The organism is Corynebacterium tuberculostearicum (assembly GCF_032821615.1).
GTDB lineage: Bacteria > Actinomycetota > Actinomycetes > Mycobacteriales > Mycobacteriaceae > Corynebacterium > Corynebacterium tuberculostearicum_H.
Map to the genome: position 1 here is coordinate 19,900 of NZ_JAVBIF010000008.1, position 22,598 is coordinate 42,497.

Genomic DNA, 22,598 nt, shown 5'->3' on the forward strand with positions numbered 1-22,598 from the left:
TAACTGAACTTAGTAGCTGTGCGAATCAAGGCCCGTAATGCGGACCTCGATGTGGGAATGGCCCATGGTGATCACGTCGCCATCGGCAAGCAGCCAATTATCAATCGGCGTTTCATTCACCGTGGTGCCATTGGTGGACTGCAAATCCACCAGCACTGCGTCTTGGCCGTTCCAGGTGATCTCCGCGTGCTGGCGGGAAACACCCGTATCCGGCAAGCGCAGGTCCGCGTCATTGCTGCGGCCAATAATATTGGAGCCTTCCTGGACGTGGTACACGCGGGACGAGCCGTCCTGCAGCATCAGGTTGACTGCTGGGCCCTGCGGCTGCGGGGCGGGTTGACTATCTGGAGCAATGAAAGCGGTAGTTACTGCATCATCGGCAGTATTGTCGTGCTGCTCGGTCATCTGGTCCTCCTGACCATCAAAGTCGTGGAAAATAGCCTCAAAACCGGTCTCTTCCGTGGGCTCGTGATCAATGAACGAGGACACGCGAAGCTGACCCGTACGCAAACCAGATTCCTCCGCCACCCGCACGATCACGGGGCCCGCAAGGGACCATCCGCTATTGCGAATAAAGCGCGTCAACTGGTCTGCACAATCGGCCGGCAGGTTGCGATCCTGGGACAAGTTCTCCAAATCCTTGGAGGAGACACCTACAGTCATCACGTTTGGACTATAAAGATTGTCATCGTCGCCGCGCGCAAGATTGTCTTGAGCCTCTTGCTTCAAAAGCTCATCAATTTCCGCGGGGACGACCTTGCCGCCAAAGACAAGGGCCATGCCGTTATCAAGGCCGCGTTGCATGGCGGAGTCCAGCTTCGCCAGCTTTTCCAAAAACGCCACGAGCCATTCTCCTTTCCACCATGCAGCGATCAGTAGCGATCAGTATAGTTTGTTCACTCCCTCGAAACGTAGATGGCGACGCGAAAGTTCCCAGAATTTTCGCCGCTGCCTCCCCGGAATAGTCTAGTTTTCCTGCAGATTTGTGGTTTGGTGCGATCTTCGTGGTATCTTTATCTAGTCGCTAAGACAACCACACCCTGCCCGGGTGGCGGAATTGGCAGACGCGCTGGCTTCAGGTGCCAGTGTTCGATAAGAACGTGCGGGTTCAAGTCCCGCCCCGGGCACCATGAGCAGTTGAACAAACTGCACCACCGGAAGTAACAAACTCGAAAGGGTATGTTACCTCCGGTTTCTTTCATTTTTCAATCTTTGAGGTGCGAAGATTGCACGCGTGGGGATTGAGGGTGTGAATCCCACTGTCGTGGGTTTGATGAGGTAGTCGATGTTGCGGAAGCTTTGGCATCGGCGTGCGTTGTGCTCCGTACGTTGTTTCAAAAACGGGTTTCATCAAACGGAACAAAACCTGGGACACTTCATATCCCACCCCAGGCCTAATGACTTGGGTGCAGCGGCAACGCTCATCCGATTTAGGCAGAGTCGTTGCAGGATCCAGTGGGTCACCTGGTCCGTGGTCTTTGAATTGTCGGGCGTGCAGGCAAGGCCAGCACGGAAGATCTTCTGCAAGCAACGCTTGTTGGTGCACCGGTAGCGTGGAAGGCGCACATGAAGTTGTTGGGTGGCCGACGATGGGCAGATCGACCAGGCTGCGGATGACGTGGTCGCGGAATACTCCAGGCTGCCCGCAGGTAGGGCATTCATTGATCGGCTCGACGGGTTCGGCTTCAATAACAGTGACGTCACCGTTTTCTGTGGCACCGGTGATAGTAGTTCCTAGTTTTGCGGTGCGGCAGATGGTATCGACGATGACATTTCCGTTAGGCTGCACAGTAGGTCCTTAGTTTTGTACGGATGGATTAGATACCTTTTTCCTACAAAGCCAAGGACCCCAATATCTTGTGCCACGCCCGAACCCCCGGCGAACTAATCAATGCACTCTAAAACCGGAAGAGCCCTTTTAGTACTACTGGTGGATTTCGGTTTTGGTGGGGATTAACGCCGCCGGCTTCGGTTTTTCCGTTGAGGAGGTCGTTGACTACTTCCCGATGGTGAAATGGGTCGATGGTGAGGTAGAGAGGAACCAGTCACCTGGAAGAGATCGATCCAGTCGTTGGTGTGCAATCTGGGAGGTAGGGTCGCGGGGTCGATTCCTCGCGAGCGCAACCATGATTGTGTTTCTGAACGTGATGAAAACAACCCTGCCCTTCGGAGAATTTCCCCTATCCCGCGTCCCCGGGCAGTGAAAACGGTGTGCACCATCGCCTGAAAGGCTTTGCGCTGCTCTATCGGAATCTTCGGGTCACCCACCCGGCGGATCACTAAGATCCCCCCGTCAACGTTTGGCTGTGGCCGGAAAGCAGGCCTTGGTACCCGAGAACCCAGGTGAAATGTGAACCATGGGGACCACTGAGCCGTCATCATCGTGCTTGCGCCTACCCCGGCCCGGCGGCGAGCGACTTCCCACTGCATGAGGAGTACAGCGTCAGTCCATGCTGGCGCATGCAGCAACTTTCGAAGAATGGCAGTGGTGAGGTGAAAGGGAATGTTTCCCACAATGACGCAGGGAGTGGCGGGTAACCGGAAGTTAAGGAAATCATCATGGACCACTTCGACCGCCGCCGAGGAGGTTTCTTGTGTGATTTTGGCAGCTAGTTTTGCGTCCACTTCAACTGCCGTTATCGCCCTCCCCAAGTGGGCCATCGGGTGAGTGAGGGCACCGCTTCCTGGTCCGATCTCAATGATGGGGCCGGAGGTTTGTTTCACAAGGTCGATGATGGAGTTGATGATCTTGTGGTTGGTGAGAAAATTTTGGCCATGCTCGTGACGGCCGTGTCCGTATGCAGACATCAGGTGTGCTCCTTGGATTTGAAAGGGAGCCGGGCATGACAAATAGCCGCCCGGCTAAAGGACCGGAGCGGTTTTTAACCTACGGGGTAGGAAACCGCCTTAGCGGTTGGTGCGCAACCGCAAGAAAGCGGTACCTGAAATCAACATGGGTCTAATTATATCCATTTAAATTCGCGGGTGATATGAAGGGCCCAGGTTTTGTTCCGTTTGAGTAGATGTGAAAATCTTCGAACATGCCGAAGAAGTTTGATCAGGAGGCGAAGGACCGTGTGGTCCGCCTCGTGGAAGCTCGCATTCTGGCGGAGAATATTTCGATGCAGAAAGCCTGCAAGATCGTGGCACCAAAGCTGGGCTTTCGTGGCACACAGCGAGGCAATGGACGCAGGCCGATCGACGTGAAGGACGCGTTAGTGAACGGTTGTCTGAGGGAACCAGGGGGAGTCGCCTGCGGAGCGCACGACGCGGTTTTCGACGAGGTCTGCGACGTGGTGGAGGAATTGGGTGACGGATTCGGTGGTGAAGTGCGCCAGCGTGATGTTGTTGACTTCCATGCCAAGGCGAACGGCTGACAGCGGCTTGGTGGCCATGTTTTCACTCCTAGAGGTGGTGTTCGGGTCGTTTCTGCCCAACACCTTACGGGCCGGGTGTGCACTTTCTGACCGTGTTTCCACCTGGGGGTTTCGTTTCGCGCAGACTCGTTTACTTAGTATCGTCCACCTCACGGATAGCCCTGTAGATGGTTTGCCGGGAGACGTTGAAGGACCTGGCGACTGACTTCACTGACTGGCCGTTCTCGACCAATAGCGCAGCCTGTTGCTTCTGCTCTTTACTGAGCTTCGGCTTCGGGCCCGCAACTCGTCCCTGTGCTCGGGCATGGGCGACACCCTCGCGAGTGCGCTGAATAAGGAGGTCACGCTCCCACTCAGCTAGAGAAGCCATGATGTTGACCACGACCTTATCTGCAGGACGGGATGTGTCCAGAGCAGGATCAAGGACCCGGACATTGATGTCCCGGTCAGCTAGGTCGGAGATGGTAGTGACGGTTTCGACCATGTTGCGGCCCAGCCGGTCTAGCCGGGTCACGACCAAGGTATCGGCCGGCCTCATGTAGGCGAGGGCATCATCGAGGCCGGGGCGAGACCACTTGGCACCACTAATGGTGTCGCTGTAGATATGCTTAGGGTCGCAACCAGCGTCGATGAGGGCCTTGCTTTGCGTGTCCAGCGACTGCCCCTGTCGCGAGGTCGAGACGCGCGCATATCCAATCAACATACCTACTCACCTGTCAGTTCTTCCTCGGTCACGCTGAGGTCAGCAGGCAACGCGCCGTCGATGACGTAGGTGCGTAGCAGCTTGTCCAGCAGAGCACGGACCTTGAACTTCGACACCCTTGCTCCGGTGTCTTCCGTGAAGTACGCCGCCGCCAGGCCAAGGTCAATTGATGCCTTTAAGTCATCGAAACGCCCATACTCGTTGATGGTTGCCGCCGTGACCCGGGCGTCGAGTATCCGTCGCAGCTGCGCCATGTCCAGCCCTAGACATTCATGCAGTCGTACCAGCTGTCGGTCGCGCTCGGTGATGCGGTACTCGTTGATGTAGTCGTGCACTGTCTTGCCTGGTTGCAGGGTCACGTCACCTGCTTGGAGGTCGTGCAGCCAACGGTTAGCGTAGCGCTGGTCATCCTGACTCAGGCGGGCGAAGCTGGCATGCAGCTGTTCCAGCAGGTCATCGAGCACATCCTGCGGCACGCCGTCCTGGAGGGCCTTGAGGTACTTCTTGAACTTGCTGTTGAGGTACTCGGCATCAATGCGGTCGGTGTCGATGTGCTTGATGTGCACGTCAATGTCGAAGGGTGCATCCTCAGGCGACTGCTCTGAGTCGTCGCCTGCCTTGCCGAGCTCCTTGTAACGGGTCACCAGCGTGGTGTAGGTGTCCTCGGTAAGTTCCACCACGATAGGCTCCGTCAGGGCATCGAAGTAGTAGGTGTCCTTGTCCGAGGTGAAGCCCTGCACCTGCGCGGCCTGAAGTTCCCGGTACATGCGGTTGAAGGTCTTGGCGAACTCGCCTTGGTCTGCCTCAAGGTCGGGTAGCTGCGAGAAGTCCGGCTGGCCGGTCTTCGGGTCGGTAAACAGCGCCTCGATGGTAGCGAAGCACTCGTTGATGGATGTGAGGTGGTCATCGAGGTGGTCCACGAACAGGCCGAGGGGTCGGTCGCCGGAGTAGAGCTTTACCGCCCGGTCGATGTTGTCCCGCATAGTGTGCGGCCTGCGGTAGTAACGGATGGACCCGAAGGGCTTTTCCGGGCCGAAGATGCGGTTGGTGCGCGAAAAAGCCTGGATGATGGACTCGTACTCGATCACCTTATCCAGATAGAGGGTGTTGAGCCACTTGGAGTCGAAGCCGGTGAGCATCTGGTCCACCACGATGAGCAGGTCGATGTGTTGGCTGCGGTCGTCGAGGAAGGCCTTGGTGTTGTAAGGCTTCTTGTGGGCTAGGCGCTTGGAGACGTCCTTTTTGAACTCATCATGGGTCGGCATGGTGAAGTGCTGGCCGTAGGTGTTGTTGTAGTCGCGGAGAATCTCCAGCAGGCCGTCTTCCTTGAGCAGTTGATTGTCCCCGGTGTTGTCGATGTTGGGGTCAAACAGTGCTGTGACCTTGATGTGAGGGTACTGCTTCTTGAAGATGCGGTAGTACTCCACGGCCTCGGGAATGCTGGAAGTCGCTAGGATGGCATGGAACATGCTGTTGCGGCTGAGCTGCATCCAATGCTCGTTGATGTCGCTGGCGACAGCCTCGCGGTGGTTTGCCTTCTCATACTGGGTCGTTGGCAGGTAGTCCTCGATGCCCTTGGTCACACGCTTATAGGTGCTGTTGCCCTTATCGTCTTTTTCCAGCTCATAGATAGAGGCCATAGGGATCTGCTTCTTGTCCATGAACTTGCTGTAGACTGCCGCCTTCTGCGGGTCTGTCAGCGCTTCCTCTACGGTCTTGGCCTTGGCCGCCTGGAGGGCGACCACGGTGCGCACGTCATGCGTCCTGAAAGTCTCCACCATTTCAGGGTCGAAGCTCAACACGTTTTTATCGCGGATGCCGTCGGCAATTGAGTAGCGGTGTAGCTCATTGCCGAACAGTGTGGCCGTGGTGGAATGCTTCTTCTGGTTTTCGTCATGGATGGGCGTGCCGGTAAAGCCGAAGAACAGCGCGTTCGGCAGGGTGTGCTTGACGGAGGCGAGCATGTCACCGAAGGTGGTGCGGTGCGCCTCATCGACGATGAAGACCACGCGCTTGGAACGGATGAGGTCCAGGTCAGCTGTCTTCATCGTCTCAGGATTGACGCGGCTCATCTTGTGCAGTGAGGTCACGATGAGAGTGGAGCGCTTGTCCTTGAGCAGCGTTGCCAGGTTGGCAGCACTGGAGGTGTCCTCCACCGCGATGCTGTCGCCACCGTAGCTGACGTAGTTCTCCAGCGACTGCGTGCCCAGCTCAACACGGTCAAGCAGGAACACCACCTTGTCGGCGTTGTGGGAGTCAGCGATGAGCTGAGCGGTCTTGAAGCTGGTAATCGTCTTGCCGGAGCCGGTGGTGTGCCAGATGTAGCCGCCCAACTGGTCGCCACTGTCCCAGTCGTGACGGTCCACACGGTCAGCGATACGCGAGGCCGCATAGTACTGGTAGGAACGCATCGCCAGCAAGTTGCCAGAGGCACGGTCTGCGACGGTGTAGAAGCCGATGAGCTGGTGCGCCATCGGAATGGACAGCAGCGCACGTGCCACGTCGTCCCATTGGTTGATCGGCTCGTTGTTGAAGTCTGCCCAGTGGAAGAAGTAGTCCGGGTTGAATTTGCCTGCCCCCGGGTTGGCGAAGTAAATCGTCTCTTCTGGGGTCATGGCGACGAAGATTTGCACCAGGGAGAAGATTCCCTGGTAGACGCCCTCATGGGCGTATTTGGTTATCTGGTTCGCACCTTGGGAGACCGGCGCACCGGAGCGCTTCAGCTCGATGTGGAAGACCGGCATACCGTTGATGAGCAGCATCAAGTCGCCACGTCGGGTGGGCAGCAGCTCATTGGCGGTCTGGAAGCGCGGCTGGACGGCAATCTGGTAGCGCGACTGGCCACCGGCAATCTCTAGGCGGTCGTAGATTTTCAGGCTGATCTCAGAGCCGAAGTTTGCCGCCTGTGGTGCATCTCGGGTAATGGTCACGGTGCGACCGTTGATGAACTCGTTGAGCGCCAGCGGGGTGCGCAGGTTGTTGACCTGCTCGATGATTTGCGCCATCTCGCCTTCGGTGAGCGGCACGTCGCCTAGCAGGTCACGGCCCCGGTTGTTGGCGTAAAGAATGTCCGCCCAGTTGTCGATGAGCTGCTGCTCTGTCGGGAAACGCAGCAGTTCCTTGCTCCAGCCGTGGCGGGTGAGCAGGTCGATGAGCGCAGCCTCGAATTCAGCCTCAGAACGAAATGGTGTGGTCATAACTGCTCCTTAGATGAACATCCGTTGCAGCAGCGCCGCCTTGGCCTGCTTAAGGGACTCGATGTACTTGGCCTCGGTAGCAATGAGCGTGTCCAGCCGTGTAAACACCGCACCGATGGCCTGCTGTTCTTCGAGGGTTGGTGGGAACAAAAAATGCATCTTCGCAAACATCCCGCCCGTAATTTGGTTGATGGTGGCACCCATTGATTTCGCAACTTGAGACTCGAAGAGTTCAGTATCGAATAGGGCGCTCATGAAATGAGGCTGTTTGCTTCGAATACCAGTCATGAATGCACCGATGACCGTCGGCGGAAGTTCCCTCCTCACCAACGCATGCTTTCCGATAAGAGCGCGGGAGCCGTTTCGGACGACCATAATAATGTCGTTTGGCTTGACATTTTGTACGTTCACGACGCCGGAGCGGACATACACACAATCATCAAAGGCAAGCGTAGCGTCTTTCACATTGCTTGACCGAAGTACCAGAGTGCCCCCATTCTTCACAACATCGCCTGGTGAATAGGTCAGCCCACTGAAATATTCAACGTGATCATTCAACGAGCTTTCTTTCCACTCACCGTCGAAGCCATCCAGCCGCAGCTCCGGCACCGTCTGGCCCTCCTGCGGGAACATCCGCTGCATGAGCGCAGTCTTGGCCTGCTGCAGAGCTTGGTGCTTCTTGGTGTGCTGGTTGATGGCATCGTCGAGGTTGGTGAAGATAGCGCCGATGGCCTGCTGTTCTTCGAGAGTGTGCGGAATGGAGATATCTGCGCTGTTGATGGTCTGGCTAGTCAGACTAGGTAACCCGGTTGCAGTATTCTTCGCCATCCAATCGACTTGCAATACTGATGCGTAGAAGAACGCTAGGTCAGTCTCTTGGTTCGGAACAACGTAGAACAACGTGTCAACAGTCCAGAAGGGAGCTTTCAGGATGTATGGCTTGCTGATGGTGCCCTTTCGACCGATGCCTACGGCGTCCTCATCGTGAGAAAGAGCTTGGTCCACTGACACCATGTAGCCACCGGTCCCGTAGACGGGAATACAACCTTCCCCCAGATGCTTGTAGTCACGACCGTTGTGGAGAGCTGAGACTGCACCAATACTGGTCGTCTTCCACGCACCGTCGAACCCCTCCAGGCGCAGTGCGGGCACGTTGCGGCTACGCATTGCGACCACCGCCCAGCAGCTCCTGGAGTGCAGCCAGGGCCTGCATGTCGGCGGCGTTGCCGGTAAGCCCGCTCAGTAGGCCTGCCAGCTCTTGCTCCGTCTCGCGAACCTGCACGTCGAGGTCGGTCAGCGCGACGGCGTACTTGTCGTGCAGCGCCTGTACGCGGGCTGAAAGACCAGCGAGCACATGACCAGGGATTTCGCGCAGGTCACCCATAAGTGCAGTAATCCACTTGGCGGTGAGCACCTCATCCACCTGCACGTCGGTAAGCGCTTCGATGGTCGCGTAGGTGTCTTTCTCCAGCTGCTCTTGCGCAGTCTTGAGGTTCTTCTTGAGTTGGTCCCGCTGGGCGATGAGCGCCTTGGCGCTGAGCATGGCAGCCTCGGTGCTGCCCTCCGGCCAGGTCTCGCCCTTGGCCAGCTTCGGCAGGTCCTTGATGGCCTTGTTTAGCTCGGTCTTCTTGAAGGCATCCTGTTTGTCGTTAAGTACCTCGGCCAGATCGGTCTTGTCGTCTTCGCTTAAGTCCTCGACGAGCTGCGTCAGCTCAGATACAGCTGTGTCCACGTCGCGACTTAGCTGCGTTACCTGGTCCTTCTGCTGCGGCAGGTAGAAGGTCTGCACCAACTCGTTGGGAGCAACGCGCCCGTCCCATCCGACCTGGACATAGACCTTCTTCTTTTCTTTGGTCTTCCACTCCATCACGGGGTCATTGACCCGCACGGCATCGAGGCCTTCGGTCTGGATGATCTCCAGGTCACCGGCGGTTTTGACCCAGCTGTCATGTAGTACCTGGTAGCCCTCGTAGGCATCGACCAATGGCACGCGATCGAGGCGGTCGAACAGGTTGGCCTTGAGCTGGTCCTCGGTGGTAGTAATAGGCACGGTAGCTGCGCCATCCACCAGCAGCGCGTGCAGTTTCTCCGGCAGGTCGGATAGTACAGCGCCAACCTGGTCACGAAGTGCCTGGGCTGCAGGGTGCTGGTCGATCGTCTCGCGTAGGTTGGTCGTTTTCAGCTCCGCGTAGCCTTCTGTCTTCTCGGTGAACAGTGCCTCCCGCAGCCCCGGCAGGGCGGTCCAGTAGTGCTCCAGGGTGTCAATTTCGCTGGTGGGAATGCCGCCGTGCATAGTGGCGTACAGGTCTACAGACTCAGGCGGCAGGGTGGCAGAGACGTAGCGTGGGATGTTCAGGTTGTGGTCGTTGGCGCGAATCTCGTCGCGGGTCACTACCCTAGCGAAGTGCGGCACGTCCACGCGGTTGTGAACGGCATCGACGATGCGTTGGATGTCACGGGCGCGCAGGTGGTTGTACTTGCCCTGCTTGATGAAGCCCTGGGAGGCATCGATGAACAGCACGTCATCGCGGTCACGTTCTTGCTTGAGCACCATGATGACGGTCGCGATACCGGTGCCGTAGAAGATGTTGAAGGCAGGCCGATAATGGCATCGATGTGGTTGGCTTCGATGAGATTGCGACGGATGTCGGCCTCCGAGCCACCACGGAACAGTACGCCGTGCGGCAGGACGACGGTGAGGATGCCATCAGGCTTAACGTGGAACAGCTCATGCAACATGAAGGCGTAGTCGGCCTTGGTCTTGGGCGCTAGACCAAACCGTGCGAAGCGCGGGTCAGCCTCGTTGCCTTCGGGTTCCCACTTTTGGGAGTAGGGCGGGTTGGAGACTACTGCGTCCACATAGAGCGGCTTGTAGGTCTGCACCGGGTCGGCCTCGTCGAACATCGGCCAGTCATGGGCCAAGCTGTCACCGTTGCGGGCGACGATGTTGTCCGCCTTCACGCCGCGCATGACCAGGTTCATACGAGTGAGGTTGTAGGTGTTCTCGCGCAGCTCCTGGGCGAAGTACTTAATACGGTCTGGGTCACCCATGCGCTTGGCGACGGCATGGCCGATGTTAAGCAGCAGGGAGCCAGAGCCGGAGGTCGGGTCGTAAATCTGAATCTCGTCGCGGCCCTTGAGGTGGTCAGCGACGATGTTGCTCATGATGAGAGAGACCTCATGCGGGGTGTAGAACTCGCCTGCCTTTTTGCCCGCGTTGGCCGCGAACTTCTCGATGAGGTACTCGTAGATGTAGCCCAGCACGTCATAGCCCTGCTTGCCATCAGTGGGGATGTCATCGATAAGGTCCAGTAGCTTCTTGATGGCAGAGGTACGGGCAGCGTCGGTTGTACCCAACTTCGACAGGCTGGTGTCCAGGGTGTTAAGGATGCCGTCGAAGACGTGCTTGCGCTCCGGGGCGATGTTGCGCTTGAAGGTAGCCAGACCCTCACGCACGTGAGCGATGGAGAAGTCGTTATCCAAGTCTCGCCACGTCGAGTACAGGTTCTCGTAGGTGAGGAAGTAGCCCAAGTTGTTACGCACCAGGGCCACGGTGTCAGTGTCGGTCTCAACAAGCGTATCTGGCAGGTCTTCCGGTTCAGCGTCGTTATTGAGCATGAACTGCTCTACTTGGTCGGACAAGAACTTATAGAAGATGAAGCCGAGGATGTAGTCCTTGTACTCATTGGCCTCAATCTTGGAGCGCATATTGTTGGCCGACTCCCAGATGAGGGAGGCAAGTTCTTGTTTGTTCACGGGGTAACTTTCTTCACTAAGGCATTAACTACATGGCTCGATTGTGTACACTGAGTGCTTCGGCAGGTCTTTTGGCTCTGAAATTACAGCCACGGGATGTCCGAAATAGTGTGCCATTATTGTGACTGTTTCACAATTAGCGAATTGACGATTGTGGACAGCGGGGGTTAGTTTTTCCAGACGATTTTGACTCGCGTGGGGTCGAATCGTTTGTTTCCGGCCGTTCCGGGAAGGATGTGGATCTCCATCATCAGCTGCGCAAGCCGTCACTTATCCTCCACCGAGGCTTTATTCCACCCCTGGCGGAAGTCCACATCCTCGTTGGGTAACGAGCACATCGCCTACTGCTGGCGGGAGATTAAAAAGGCGCGGTCAGCGGGCATGGAGGTGCGGGTCCATTGGGTTCGCAGCCACAGCGACCATGTTCTCAACGCGTTTGCGGACCACGCGGCGGTTAATGCTCGACGCTGCAAGCAGTGGGGGATACGAAAAAGCGTCTAAGCAAGTTCCGGTGGCGGATTCAAAAGGACCTGCGCGCGGCGCCCGAAGACATGGACGTGTGAAGTTTTGGTATGCCCTGACTGCCAAAGTGCTTTAAGAACGCCACTTATCAGCTGGACGATCTAGGAGTTGCGTGGCTTTTAGTCGTTTCACTCGGTCTGGGTTGATAGCGAGAAAATTTCCGGCCATCTTGAGATTTGGGCTGTATCCCTTGAATGAAAGTTTGCTCGAGGACTCCAGCTCTGGCCACATTCCGGCGGATTGAACGATAAGTTCGGGGTTCGCGCGTCGTTTACTCCAAAGCTCATTGGCATAGCGGAGAACTGAATGACAATACTGTGCGGTAGATTCAGTCAATCCGCTCAGGATCGTGTGAGCTGGTTGCATAAGGAGGAGGTCTTGGATTCCTTTTCGGGCAGTTCGGTACATCGATTCGCTTTCTGCCCACCCTGGTTGTAGATAAAAGGGTCGAATGACTGATTCACCCGGATTTTGATGGGGACCTTTCGTATGAGCGGTCCAGTTGACGAATGGGGCGCGGTGAACAATTGTGCTGCGATATTGCCTAAGCCAGGGGAGCCAATCTTCTGGACCATGCCTTTGCCAGTCTAGGAATAGTCCTAAGAGGTTGTTTTGTTCTTGTCTCCCGGCAGTTCCGACGTCGGCAAAAATTCCTGGGCGAAGTGTGTTGCCGGATTTCCCGTTTTTGTGAGCTTTGGCTGCGATATCTAAGATTCTGCCGCAGTCGGTATGGAGGAGTTTTTCTTTGAACCCGCCGACTGCGACTGTGACTGCTGCGAGCCGGTCTAGTGCTTGTGCGAGTGAGATGAGTGAATGGTCTTTAAATACGTGGAGCAGCTCGTTGTTTGGTGAATGAAAGACCGTGCTCAACTCTGGCGGAATTGGATCCCTCGCGCTACGGTCAGAGTTCTGGACATGGGCAATTTTCATATTCTGAGAGAGTTCGAGTTCTCTGAATTTTTCATTGCACAATGCGCTGGTGGACAGTGCTGTTTCGACACCGCTGATTGATGATAGGAGATACTCGCCGATTAGCGCGGAGTGCTTCCAATTGATTTGATCGGTCATCCATCCGATACCTGCCTTGTCCTCGTCGAGGTCGTTGAGGACGCTGTTGTACAACACTTGAGAGGCTCTTTTGGCGGCTTCGATGTGTGGTTTAGTCATGTTTCTATCAAACATCATTAGTTGAAGACGCGTCGCAGAAACGATGTCCTGCATAGACCTTAGGTCAAGTCCTGGGAAGTGGTGTATCTGGCTTTCGAGTATGTGGTTAGTTTCGGGGGCGGGGTTGGGTAAGCATTAGGCGGCGATCTCCTTGTCGTCGGTGGGAGTGTCGTCGACGAGGTTGGCAGCGATGATCTTCTTGGTCTGGGTCAGGCTTGTTAGCGATATGTAGCGTTTTTGCTGGATCCACTCATCGTGTTGTTTCGCAAGGACGGCCCCGACCGGCCGGATGACGGCTTCACGGTGTGGGAAGATCCCGACGACGTCGGTGCGACGTCGGATTTCTCGGTTGAGCCGTTCGGTGGGGTTATTGGACCAGGTCTTGGTCCATACCGGTTTCGGTGCGGTAGTAAAAGCTAACAGCTCATCGAGTGATTCCTCTAGGTAGTCGGCCACGTGAGGAAGCTTCTGCCCACAGAACTCTACATGCGGTATGGCAAACCTGCCTCAAGATGACGCGGGTGAAGTTGATCGGTGGTGGAAACTCAGACAAATGCGCAGGTAATTGAATGATTTGTTTTGTACCGGTTGGAGCCGGTAATCTATAAAAGCCCATGACGGGCCACGCTTTGACGTGAAGGTACACAACCCACACAGGGTTACTGATTTGAAGTGACTTTAATGTCACTACTGACCAGGATTTTTTCTGGCTGGCGCAGGCGTTTGTCTGTGTTCTCGTGGCACACCCGTGTCGCGAGTCGGTAGCTGTGTGAAGGAGGGTTGATGGAAATTCCGTCAGCGCATTTTGGCCGTAAGGCCCATCGGGTAGTGCCCGACGACGCGATTGTGCGCGTCGAATTACGCTTGCCTGCGCCATTCGTGGCGAAGCTTTCTACTGAGTCAGCGAAGCGCGGGTGCTCCATGTCGCATGTGATGACGCAGTGGCTTTCCGAAGCAGGTCGCTTCCGTGGTGATGATAGTCAGGGTGCAGGGGGTGCATCTGTGACCTAAGACTGCTTATCGGACAAATCCGAAAACAAATTCAGGGCCCGATCCTGCAAGATCGTGCCCTGCGGTCACGAAAATTCTTGTCGAAATTTTCGTGAGTATATCCATTCAACACGTTCTACCTATGTGAAGGAGATGGCTCAATCTTGTCATGCCTAAATGCGTTTTGCAATCGCGAATTTTCCAGTGCTCCCGTCGTCGTGGAATCGGGGTGCGATCATGGGGCGTTTTAAGGCCTTAGCAGCAGCACCAAGCTCCGAACCAACCAAGAGTGGTCGAGCTGGTGGTACGGCGACGTTGACGGTGGTGGCCGGAGATATAGCACCTGAGCGTGTGCGACGCTTGACCCGCCGGACCGTCCCTGATGCAGATCGGTATGCCCGACTTCGGGATGTGGGGATCCGGCGTCCTGTAGGCCCGTTGCGTTCGCAGGCAATCGAGAGGGCCGCGCTGGTCCAGGCCCATACGCGCGAGCTTGATGAGGTCGCCGATGCGAAAGCGTGCCGCGTGTTAGCGCGGTATCTGTACGACGAGGGGCTGGTATATGGTGTGGTCGATGAGGAGCGAGCCTTGGTCAGGGAGGCTGTCGATCGATGGCTTTTTAGAGATGACGTTTTCAATCGTCGAGCACAGCGCACCTATCGCACTATACTGTACGCCGCAGGTAGGGCACTGTATCCGAACCAATTTCCAGAGCCGCACCGCTCACGCGGTCCGCGTCGGAAGGCTGTCGCGCCAGCTTCCGAGCCACTGGCAGATGAGCTGTACGCCATCGTGCCCTCGCTGAGCGGCTCTTTGCGCCAGCAGCTGCTCGTGATTTTGGATCTCACCACCGGAGCGGGTTTGTCGGCAGGAGAAATCCGACGTCTCCGCGGAACCGATATCACTGCGCTAGAACTTCAGGAAAGAACCGTCGTCGTTGTTGCGGTACGCAAAAAGGGCGTGGTTAGTCGGGTGGTGCCGGTCGTGTGCCCTATTCGTGGGCACCGTCTGCTCACCCGCGCCCAAGAGGCTGGCGGTGGGTTCGTCTTTCCCTGTGTGGGGCAGACCATGCCACGCAACGCAATTTGTCATGTTGCAGATAGGTTGGATGAGCAGGGTTTTCCGCGTTTTAATGCGGCCGCATTGCGAAATCGTTGGGTGGTCGATTTGGCCACAGATCCGGCTATACCCGCAGCAATGCTGCTTAAGCTCGCTGGCATCGCGGATTTACGGATTCTGCACGACCTGGATGAATCGCTGCCGGACTATTCGTCCGCGGATATCGCGCATGCGCTGCTGCGGACCAAGGAGGCTGCAGAGGTATGACGATCGCACTACAGGAACAAAAGTTGACCTTTTCGCGCACCTACCTGGAGGAATGCGCACAAGTGATCGACAAATCTGGAGCACATACGTTCATCGATTTTTATCGACGGCAGGCAAAAGGAATCGGTGGGCGCACGGCAACTGGCCCACGCTACTCCATCTTTGCCGTCTTAACGATAGGACTAGCGCTGATTGGTACTCAACGTGCGCCGTCCATGGCAGAGATCTGGCGTACCCTCTGGGATCTGGATAGCGACACTCAGCAGCGACTGGGTCTTGACCTGCACGGATATAGTGGGGAAGGAACCTACCGCGCATTCGCCATGTGGCTGACCAGATATCTGGAACCGCTGGATTCTCTACCGGATATCCGTGCCCGCCGAGACAAAAACGGAGCTCATCGTCAAACGATGGCTGCGCGGACCGAGGAGCAGCAGCAGGCCTCAGTGGTCGCCAGTGAGCGCCTCCACCAAGTTGTTAATGCCATCGTAGCTGGGTCTATCGATGACCCGTCCCCGTCGGGATACAAGGGCGACGTGGTTGCGGATGAGACGATCATCGATTTGGCTGGTCAATCCCAAGGGCTGGGCAGCCGCGACGATAAGCAACGCGGTGCAGCATACTCCGGCGCCTTCTACATCCGCGATCGCGAGGACCACTCCCTGCATGCCGAGGCCGGAAGCCGACGCATCACCAAAGGCGGTGTAGGCCTCGGTGTGACTGCAGTCAGTCGGGTCGGGCCACCCCAGGCGGTCTATGGCATACCGTCGGTGATCACCGCCATATCAATCGACAAACCAAGCTCCGGGTCGGTGATGAGCTTGGAGCGTGCTCTTCGCTTCCACCAAGAAAATGGCTTTGACCAGCGCACGAAACGCGGTCGGATCCCTTTTCTCACCGTGGACATGGGCTACAACGTCAAACGTCAGTTTTCTGATGTTGTACTCGATGCGGGGTACGCGCCTATTGTGCGGTATCCAATCTCGTGGCGCACCATCATGGCCTCAGATGCGCCAGGAACGACTGACATGTCGAGCGGCCCAGTCCAGATCGCAGGCGATTTCTACTGCCCCATGGCCCGTCACCTGGCAGGTGACGGGAAAATCACCCGCCGTACTGTGGATCTTCTCGACGAACCGGACGGTTTCGAACAGCATGATGCACAGATGGAAGCCCTATTTCCACTGCTGATGGGCACGAATTCGCGTCCGTATCGTAAACGGGCGACCCGCGGTAGACCCAGTAAACAAGAAGTTGAAGGTGATCTTCCGGTGAAAATCGATCTGGTTTGTCCCGCCGTCCAAGGCAGGGTGAAATGCCCGCTTAAGCCGGCTTCCATGGTTTCTGCCGAAAATGGAGCCCCTACTGTTGCACCGTCCTGGGATGCCACACGGTACCGGTGCTGCTCAAGCTCGAGTATTACTCAAACCTACACGCCTGAGCAGTGGAAACGGGCCCAGTGGGGGCTAGTGCCAGGCTCGTGGGAGCACACCGCCTACTACGAATCCGCACGTGCCATTACTGAACAACGGTTTTCCATTATGAAATCCCACTACGTCACAGGTATGGATAACCTGAGGCGCGGCGTTCGGCGAGAGCCAATGCTCTATATCACCATTGCTCTGTGGATAGCTGCAACAAATCGGGCTATTCAGGATTCATACGCTAGGCGGCGGCCATCGGAGGATTCGATGAAAAAGCGCCTGCGCATGATTGAAGAAGACCTTGGTCGTACCCCGGTAAAGGCTCCACCTCGAACCTAAAAGGTCTGGAAACTATTTAGCACGCATGTACTAACACTCGTCCTGCTTCGGCAGGGCGAGTTTCTTCTGCCGTCAACGGGAGGGCAAAAGTAAAAAAGTTTGCTTGCTGAGGCCACTTATAGCACGGTCTTTCATCGACTTTTTGGCCTAGTTGAGGCGGAATTTATTCTCGGGAGATTACATAAGTGCTGCTCGGGAGCTGTACACAAGAATTACCGTGTGACCATGGGATGTGAACAGTACACCATCGAAATCCGGAGATGGAAACCACAGTAGTTTCCACTCCGGTTCTTTTTATTTTCCTAGTCGCTGTTCTTCTGCTTAGTGCGCAGCATATCCATGCTCATCAATCATGTACTGGGGAACAGTATTTAATTCCTGCTGGGAAATATCCCGCAAACTCGGCCCCCGCCCCTGACCCTCCCCAGTGGTCGTAGTAGCGGGGGTTGGGGTGGAGTTCGGATAGTCCTGCGAAGTGCTCATAGCACTAAGGCAACCACACCCACGCCCGCTACGAAAGGCCAACCACATTAACCTTGTGGACAACCCGCACACGGCTAGTGTGGTTATCCACAGAAATCCACGTTGGTTGCAGTGTTCGATAGCGTTTAGGCGGGCATGTCGGTATGGGCCTCTAGGCTTGGGGCCATGGGCTTTTTAGAAAACCTCCTCAACCGCTACACCCCACGCATGCTGTGCGAGCCGGTCTTTGCGGTCATTGATACCGAAACCACCGGCTTTAACAAGCGCTACGACCGCATCATTGAACTTACTGCCGTGCGCGCCGACGCATACTTCAATCCCGTCGACTCCTAGCACACACTGCTCAACCCTGACGCCAACGTCGTGTCCACTACTCGGGGGGACGCTCCGCCCACCTCGGCACTCAACCCTGCTGTGGGGGTTACTCGTAGCGAAGCGAGCTGAGCATCCCGGCTTCCATGTGATAGGCGTTATGGCAGTGAAATGCCCACTCACCGGGGTTGTCAGCGATCAGGTCGGCGATCATGGTTTCACCGTGGCGGAGAAGGACGGTGTCCTTGCGTAGCCCGCCGCTGCCGGGCAGCGCCCACGTGTGGCCGTGGATGTGCATGGGATGGGGCATCATGGTCCTGTTGCGCATGACCATCCGCAGGCGCTGGCCCTCCTGCACGGTCGCGGAGGAGGATTGGCCGTCGGTGAGAATGCTCCATTCATACGGCATCATCTGCCCGCCCAGGTCGATGCTGACTTCTCGGTCTGGTGTGTCCTCGGGCAGGAGTGCACGGTCTGCTGGCTTCAGGGAGGACAGAAGCAGTCCGGTGGACGACAACTCGGGGAAGTCGACATCGGGGGTGGGGGCCTGGCCGCCGGCGGTGCGGATGACGGCGAAGGCGCGGTCGTCCTTACCCACCGCCAAAGCCGTGAGCGGGAAGATGCCGTCGCCGAGGATGACCTCGACGTCGACACGCTCGCCCATCGATAGGTAGATCGATTCGGTCTCCCGGGGCTGGACAGGGAAGCCGTCGGTGTGGGTGACGGTCATGCGGTGACCACCGAGGGCCACCTTGAAGATGGTGTCACCGCCGGAGTTGATAAACCGCAGGCGGGCCTTGTCGCCCGGGCGAGCCTCGAAGGTCCGGTGAGCACGGGGGATACGTCCGTTGATGAGGTAGTGCGGATACATCACATCGCCGGCATCCCCGCCCAGTACCCGGTCCGGGGTGCCGTGCATCATATGGCCGTGACCTCCCATCCCCTTCTTCCCGTTATGGTCGCCCGAACCCATTCCGGTGAGCTTGTCGAGCTCATCGTCGGGAGTGCCCTGAATGCCGTCGACCCAGTCGTCGAGCACGATGGTCCACTCGACGTCCTGGTCCTCAGCGTCTTGCGGGTCACGGATGATCAGTGGGGCGTGGAGGCCGCGATCAAGCTGCAGGCCGGAGTGGGAATGGTAGAAGTAGGTGCCACCGTGGGGGACTTCAAAAACATAGGAGAAAGACTCGCCAGGTTCAATGGGGTCCTGGGTCATGCCGGGCACACCGTCGGCTGCGTTGTGGAGTGCGATGCCATGCCAGTGGATGGAGGTGCTCTCAGGCAGTTCATTGGTGATATCGACTTGGAGGACGTCGCCGGCGGTGGCCTCAATGGCCGCATCCCCAGTGTCAGAGACGTATCCCCACGTCTTGGCTTCGATGCCGCCGATATCCAGAGAGAGGGGCCGGGCGGTCAGTGTCCGGCGTACCGTCGGCTCACCGAGCGCAGTGGGGGTGGGAGTGGGGCGAAGAGAGGAACCTGGTGCCGAGGCAACAGGTCCAGGGTCGCTGGTGCAGGCGGCCACGGCCCCAGTGCCGGCGAGAACGAGCCCGCCGAGCAGAAACTGTCGTCGGGAAAACGCGTTCATCATGATTTAACCTTCCTTGGTGCTAGATTTCAGTGACACGGGAGACAGGCGCAGGTGAGGACCCTGCTGAGCCATCACGTCAGGCGCAGGTCTGTGACACAGGTGGCACCGTCGTCGGCGGTGGAAAACTCCGCGGTGCCGGTACGCCCCTGGTAGCTGACCTCAATCAGGCCGGTGGCATCATCGGGAAGCCAGAAGCCAATAAACCCGTTGTCGAAGGTGGTTGTCGCCTCGTCCACCAGCACCTCACCGGTCGCCTCATCGGTGATCGTGACCTGGATATCCTCATTGTCGAGTTCCCCCTGGCAGGTCGTGAGGCTGTGGTAGAAGCAGTCGTGGGTGGAGGTGAGATAGGGTGCGATCGAGACATACGTCTGATTGTCGGGAAGATCGAGCACAACTTCCTGGTCATCGCTCGAGAGCAGCAGTTCATCGGCACGTACTGAGGCGGTCAGATCCGTGGGACGCTCAGTGACCTTCTGCCGGTCGAGGTGATCAATGATCTCCACCGCGTCCATGTCGGCCAGGCCATGGGCGGTCAGGAATGTGTCCTGGGACACCGTCCCATCGGCGGTGGGTTCCGGGTCGGCGGCCGAACACCCCGTGAGGGCGAGGGCAAGGGCGGCGGCTGCGATCGCTGCTCGTTTCACGTCAATCTCCTTGGATCGTGGTAAGGCCATAAGAAGACACCGCCTCAAGGTCGATGCCATACCTTTATCTAGCACGGGTGCCTGACGGACTAGAATTCAAAACCCTGCTCGCAGCCTTATAACAGGGCGAAAAAGGGAGTGAATTCGGTGGGTTGGGTCACCACCGGAACACCACCCCACAGCCGTGGGCGATGTCCTTCTACCCGCCCTGGGTATGCGGTGCAGGCAGTGAAATCCCTGGTGGCGCCTGCTGAACCGACCAGGGGAGGCGATGCCGCCGGCCCGGGGTGGGGCACAGGGGGTGACAGCGGTCGAAGGGTGATGTTTGAAGATTTGATGAAGATTTTCCCGCCGGGTACTGAGCGAGGGTGGTATTCCCCCCTAGCCGGAGCGATACTGGGGTCTATGGCTGACCGCACACCGACCACCGCCACGCCCCCGGGGCGGGTGCTGGTCGTCGATGATGAACAACCCCTGGCTCAGATGGTGGCTTCCTACCTCATCCGGGCCGGCTTCGATACTCGCCAGGCGCACACCGGCACTCAGGCCGTGGACGAGACCCGTCGCTTTTCTCCTGATGTTGTGGTGCTGGATCTGGGGCTGCCCGAACTCGACGGCCTGGAGGTGTGCCGACGGATCCGCACCTTCTCGGACTGCTACATCCTCATGCTCACCGCGCGTGGCAGCGAGGACGACAAGATCAGCGGTTTGACCCTGGGGGCGGATGACTACATCACCAAACCTTTTAGCATCCGGGAACTGGTGACCCGGGTGCATGCGGTGCTGCGCCGTCCACGCACCAGCACCACCTCACCGCAGGTGACCACCCCCTTGATCGTTGGTGACCTCATCCTTGACCCCGTCGCCCATGAGGTACGGGTGGGGGAGAGGACCGTGGAGCTCACCCGCACGGAGTTCGAGCTGCTGGTTGCCCTGGCCCTGCGCCCCGGCCAGGTGCTGACCCGCCACGACCTGGTCACCGAGGTCTGGGACACCACCTGGGTCGGTGATGAACGCATCGTCGATGTCCACATCGGCAACTTGCGTCGCAAGCTCGGCACCGACACCCAGGGCCGGGGGTTTATCGACACCGTGCGTGGCGTGGGCTACCGGGTGGGGCAGCCATGAATCACGGACCCGGCCTGACCTTCCGCTTCCTGGCCGCCCAGGTGTTGGTCGTGGTGATTAGCCTGCTGGTGGCCGCGGCCGTGGCCACGATGGTGGGCCCGACCCTGTTCCACGATCATATGTTGATGACCGGCCGGGAGGACCCTTCGCTGGAGCTGTTCCATGCCGAGCAGGCCTACCGGGGCGCCAACCTGATCACCCTGGCCGTCGCCCTACCCACCGCCTTGATCAGTGCCCTGCTGGCCAGCCTGTGGTTATCGCGTCGTCTGCGCACCCCCCTGCAGGATCTCACCCGCGCCGCTACCAGCCTAACGGCCGGCAACTCCCGTATCCGCGTGCCCGCCGGAAAAGCAGGCCCCGAGGTCACCACCCTGGCGCATGCCTTCAACACCATGGCCGACCGGCTGGAACACACCGAACAGGTCCGCCGCCAGATGCTCTCTGATCTGGCCCACGAAATGGGCACCCCCTTATCGGTGCTCACGGTCTACCTCGATGGTCTCCAGGACGGGGTCGTGGACTGGAATAATGCCACCCACACGATCATGGCTGACCAACTCACCCGCCTGACCCGGTTGATGGAAGACATTGACGATGTTTCCCGGGCCCAGGAACGCCGGATCGATTTGGACCTGGCGGAGGAAGGGCTCGGGGATCTGCTCCATACCGCCGCTGCTGCCGCGGGGGAAGCTTATGCTGACAAAGGCGTCGATTTACAGGTCGAGAGCATTGCAGACACCGCCCGGGTGCTCGTGGACCGGCAACGCTTCGGCCAGGTGATGAGCAATCTCCTGTCGAACGCGCTACGGCACACCCCGGCCGGCGGGCAGGTCCGGATCAGCGTCCACCGACAGAGGGCGTCCACCGCGCTCATCCAGGTCGCCGATGACGGCGAGGGCATCCCACCTGACCAGCTCGGACACATCTTCGAACGCTTCTACCGGGGGGATGTCGCCCGCAGCCGGGACAACGGCGGGGCCGGTATCGGTCTGACCATTTCCAAGGCATTGATCGAGGCTCACGGCGGCACTCTCACCGCCACCTCCCCCGGACCTGGTCGCGGAGCGGTGTTTGCCCTCCGCCTCCCGCTGTCCCCTCCCGACAGTGAGGAGGCTGCTCGGTGACCACACCCTGCCCCGCGTGAGGGACGTGCCCTCCACCCCTTGAAAACATACCCCCAGGGGGTATGCTGAAACTATACCCCCTGGGGGTATACGCTAGAGAGCGGCATCGCCGCACCCCACCGAACCGAAGGAGCTTTCCTATGATCACCTCCCCGCCTCTTGCCGATGGCCTCCCACGGCTGCAGCTGTTGCGGACCTGCCTCACGTGTCGACATCGCCTCCACCCCTGCCACCAGCGACTCGTCAGCAGGAGGGTCCTCCCCTAGCTACCAGGTCACCGGCCTGACCTGCGGGCACTGCGCGAAAAGCGTGACCCAGGCCCTTCAGGCCCTCCCCCAGGTCGACGACGTCCAGATTGATCTCGCTGCTGGTGGAGTTTCCACCGTCACGGTCACCGGTGCCGTACCTCCGGAGATGGTTCGCCGGGCCATCGAGGAGGTCGGCTACACCGTCTTATCCTGATCAGTTTTACCCATCATCTCGACCCCGACCGGGTTGAGCGAAAGGAACGT

Annotated in this window: 16 protein-coding genes, 1 tRNA gene and 3 pseudogenes; 8 read left to right on the top strand and 12 right to left on the bottom strand. The window is 58.0% G+C overall.

Annotated features, from left to right (window positions below; translation table 11 throughout):
• Window positions 1-9: 9 nt before the first annotated feature.
• The gene (locus RAE09_RS07510; RefSeq protein WP_150851627.1) at window positions 10-843 is read right to left on the bottom strand and encodes a DUF3662 and FHA domain-containing protein; all 834 of its coding nucleotides are present in this window, start codon (window positions 841-843) and stop codon (window positions 10-12) included.
• 199 nt (window positions 844-1,042) lie between these two features.
• On the opposite strand from RAE09_RS07510, the gene RAE09_RS07515 reads away from it, so the two are divergent.
• Window positions 1,043-1,130 (top strand) — tRNA-Leu (locus RAE09_RS07515).
• Window positions 1,131-1,371: 241 nt separating this feature from the next.
• Here the strand turns inward: RAE09_RS07515 and RAE09_RS07520 are convergent.
• From RAE09_RS07520 to RAE09_RS11945, 3 genes and pseudogenes are all read right to left on the bottom strand, one after another.
• Window positions 1,372-1,789: pseudogene (locus RAE09_RS07520) on the bottom strand (transposase family protein); the annotation flags it as partial.
• Between the two features lie 164 nt (window positions 1,790-1,953).
• Window positions 1,954-2,808, bottom strand: a complete 855-nt coding sequence (erm, locus tag RAE09_RS07525) for a 23S ribosomal RNA methyltransferase Erm (protein ID WP_016459102.1) — start codon at window positions 2,806-2,808, stop codon at window positions 1,954-1,956.
• 99 nt (window positions 2,809-2,907) lie between these two features.
• Window positions 2,908-2,973, bottom strand: a complete 66-nt coding sequence (locus RAE09_RS11945) for an erythromycin resistance leader peptide (protein ID WP_071569110.1) — start codon at window positions 2,971-2,973, stop codon at window positions 2,908-2,910.
• Between the two features lie 68 nt (window positions 2,974-3,041).
• Here RAE09_RS11945 and RAE09_RS07530 point away from each other — a divergent pair, with 68 nt between their 5' ends.
• On the top strand, window positions 3,042-3,377 hold the full coding sequence (locus RAE09_RS07530; RefSeq protein ID WP_316981396.1) for a hypothetical protein: 336 nt from the start codon (window positions 3,042-3,044) through the stop codon (window positions 3,375-3,377).
• Between the two features lie 130 nt (window positions 3,378-3,507).
• Here RAE09_RS07530 and RAE09_RS07535 read toward each other — a convergent pair whose 3' ends face one another.
• The 6 genes and pseudogenes from RAE09_RS07535 to RAE09_RS07560 form a co-directional block, all read right to left on the bottom strand.
• Entirely contained in the window at window positions 3,508-4,080 is a 573-nt protein-coding gene (locus RAE09_RS07535) for a recombinase family protein (protein ID WP_023016435.1), read from the bottom strand.
• Between the two features lie 2 nt (window positions 4,081-4,082).
• Window positions 4,083-7,277, bottom strand: a complete 3,195-nt coding sequence (locus RAE09_RS07540; protein ID WP_316981361.1) for a type I restriction endonuclease subunit R — start codon at window positions 7,275-7,277, stop codon at window positions 4,083-4,085.
• A gap of 9 nt (window positions 7,278-7,286) precedes the next feature.
• Entirely contained in the window at window positions 7,287-8,444 is a 1,158-nt protein-coding gene (locus RAE09_RS07545) for a restriction endonuclease subunit S (RefSeq protein ID WP_034666953.1), read from the bottom strand.
• Window positions 8,437-10,985: pseudogene (locus RAE09_RS07550) on the bottom strand (type I restriction-modification system subunit M). The gene RAE09_RS07545 and the pseudogene RAE09_RS07550 overlap by 8 nt, the downstream one beginning before the upstream one ends.
• A 642-nt stretch (window positions 10,986-11,627) precedes the next feature.
• The gene (locus RAE09_RS07555; protein ID WP_018121658.1) at window positions 11,628-12,776 is read right to left on the bottom strand and encodes a hypothetical protein; all 1,149 of its coding nucleotides are present in this window, start codon (window positions 12,774-12,776) and stop codon (window positions 11,628-11,630) included.
• A gap of 81 nt (window positions 12,777-12,857) precedes the next feature.
• Window positions 12,858-13,190, bottom strand: a pseudogene (locus RAE09_RS07560) (transposase); the annotation flags it as partial.
• Window positions 13,191-14,123: 933 nt separating this feature from the next.
• Between RAE09_RS07560 and RAE09_RS07565 the strand changes: the two are divergent.
• From RAE09_RS07565 to RAE09_RS07575, 3 genes are all read left to right on the top strand, one after another.
• Complete coding sequence (locus RAE09_RS07565) at window positions 14,124-15,038, top strand: hypothetical protein (RefSeq protein ID WP_023028058.1); 915 nt, start codon at window positions 14,124-14,126, stop codon at window positions 15,036-15,038.
• Entirely contained in the window at window positions 15,035-16,801 is a 1,767-nt protein-coding gene (locus tag RAE09_RS07570; RefSeq protein ID WP_023028059.1) for a hypothetical protein, read from the top strand. The genes RAE09_RS07565 and RAE09_RS07570 overlap by 4 nt, the downstream gene beginning before the upstream one ends.
• Before the next feature lie 648 nt (window positions 16,802-17,449).
• On the top strand, window positions 17,450-17,617 hold the full coding sequence (locus RAE09_RS07575; RefSeq protein ID WP_316981362.1) for an exonuclease domain-containing protein: 168 nt from the start codon (window positions 17,450-17,452) through the stop codon (window positions 17,615-17,617).
• An 88-nt stretch (window positions 17,618-17,705) separates the two neighbouring features.
• On the opposite strand, the gene RAE09_RS07580 is transcribed toward RAE09_RS07575, so the two are convergent.
• Both RAE09_RS07580 and RAE09_RS07585 read right to left on the bottom strand, forming a co-directional pair.
• Window positions 17,706-19,187, bottom strand: coding sequence for a multicopper oxidase family protein (locus RAE09_RS07580; RefSeq protein WP_316981363.1), 1,482 nt, complete (start codon window positions 19,185-19,187; stop codon window positions 17,706-17,708).
• A gap of 71 nt (window positions 19,188-19,258) precedes the next feature.
• On the bottom strand, window positions 19,259-19,834 hold the full coding sequence (locus RAE09_RS07585) for a CueP family metal-binding protein (RefSeq protein ID WP_316981364.1): 576 nt from the start codon (window positions 19,832-19,834) through the stop codon (window positions 19,259-19,261).
• Window positions 19,835-20,239: 405 nt separating this feature from the next.
• Between RAE09_RS07585 and RAE09_RS07590 the strand changes: the two genes are divergently transcribed.
• The 3 genes from RAE09_RS07590 to RAE09_RS07600 all read left to right on the top strand — a co-directional run bounded on the left by RAE09_RS07590 (window position 20,240) and on the right by RAE09_RS07600 (window position 22,548).
• Window positions 20,240-20,962: a response regulator transcription factor gene (locus tag RAE09_RS07590; protein WP_316981365.1), complete on the top strand. Its 723-nt coding sequence runs from the start codon at window positions 20,240-20,242 to the stop codon at window positions 20,960-20,962.
• A complete protein-coding gene (locus RAE09_RS07595) occupies window positions 20,959-22,086 on the top strand; it encodes a sensor histidine kinase (RefSeq protein WP_316981366.1) in 1,128 nt (375 codons plus the stop codon). Before RAE09_RS07590 ends, RAE09_RS07595 begins: the two co-directional genes overlap by 4 nt.
• 165 nt (window positions 22,087-22,251) lie before the next feature.
• Window positions 22,252-22,548 carry a heavy-metal-associated domain-containing protein gene (locus RAE09_RS07600; protein ID WP_316981367.1) on the top strand — a complete coding sequence of 99 codons (297 nt, stop codon included), beginning with the start codon at window positions 22,252-22,254 and terminating at the stop codon, window positions 22,546-22,548.
• Window positions 22,549-22,598: the final 50 nt, after the last annotated feature.

What these genes read in the sequence shown, in the direction of transcription:
- erm (WP_016459102.1), bottom strand. Translation starts at nt 2,808, where the DNA reads ATGTCTGCATACGGACACGGCCGTCACGAGCATGGCCAAAATTTTCTC.
- RAE09_RS07580 (WP_316981363.1), bottom strand. Translation starts at nt 19,187, where the DNA reads ATGATGAACGCGTTTTCCCGACGACAGTTTCTGCTCGGCGGGCTCGTT.
- RAE09_RS07545 (WP_034666953.1), bottom strand. Translation starts at nt 8,444, where the DNA reads ATGCGTAGCCGCAACGTGCCCGCACTGCGCCTGGAGGGGTTCGACGGT.
- RAE09_RS07595 (WP_316981366.1), top strand. Translation starts at nt 20,959, where the DNA reads ATGAATCACGGACCCGGCCTGACCTTCCGCTTCCTGGCCGCCCAGGTG.
- RAE09_RS07555 (WP_018121658.1), bottom strand. Translation starts at nt 12,776, where the DNA reads ATGCAGGACATCGTTTCTGCGACGCGTCTTCAACTAATGATGTTTGAT.
- RAE09_RS07535 (WP_023016435.1), bottom strand. Translation starts at nt 4,080, where the DNA reads ATGTTGATTGGATATGCGCGCGTCTCGACCTCGCGACAGGGGCAGTCG.
- RAE09_RS07575 (WP_316981362.1), top strand. Translation starts at nt 17,450, where the DNA reads ATGGGCTTTTTAGAAAACCTCCTCAACCGCTACACCCCACGCATGCTG.
- RAE09_RS07540 (WP_316981361.1), bottom strand. Translation starts at nt 7,277, where the DNA reads ATGACCACACCATTTCGTTCTGAGGCTGAATTCGAGGCTGCGCTCATC.
- RAE09_RS07530 (WP_316981396.1), top strand. Translation starts at nt 3,042, where the DNA reads ATGCCGAAGAAGTTTGATCAGGAGGCGAAGGACCGTGTGGTCCGCCTC.
- RAE09_RS07590 (WP_316981365.1), top strand. Translation starts at nt 20,240, where the DNA reads ATGGCTGACCGCACACCGACCACCGCCACGCCCCCGGGGCGGGTGCTG.
- RAE09_RS07570 (WP_023028059.1), top strand. Translation starts at nt 15,035, where the DNA reads ATGACGATCGCACTACAGGAACAAAAGTTGACCTTTTCGCGCACCTAC.
- RAE09_RS07600 (WP_316981367.1), top strand. Translation starts at nt 22,252, where the DNA reads ATGGCCTCCCACGGCTGCAGCTGTTGCGGACCTGCCTCACGTGTCGAC.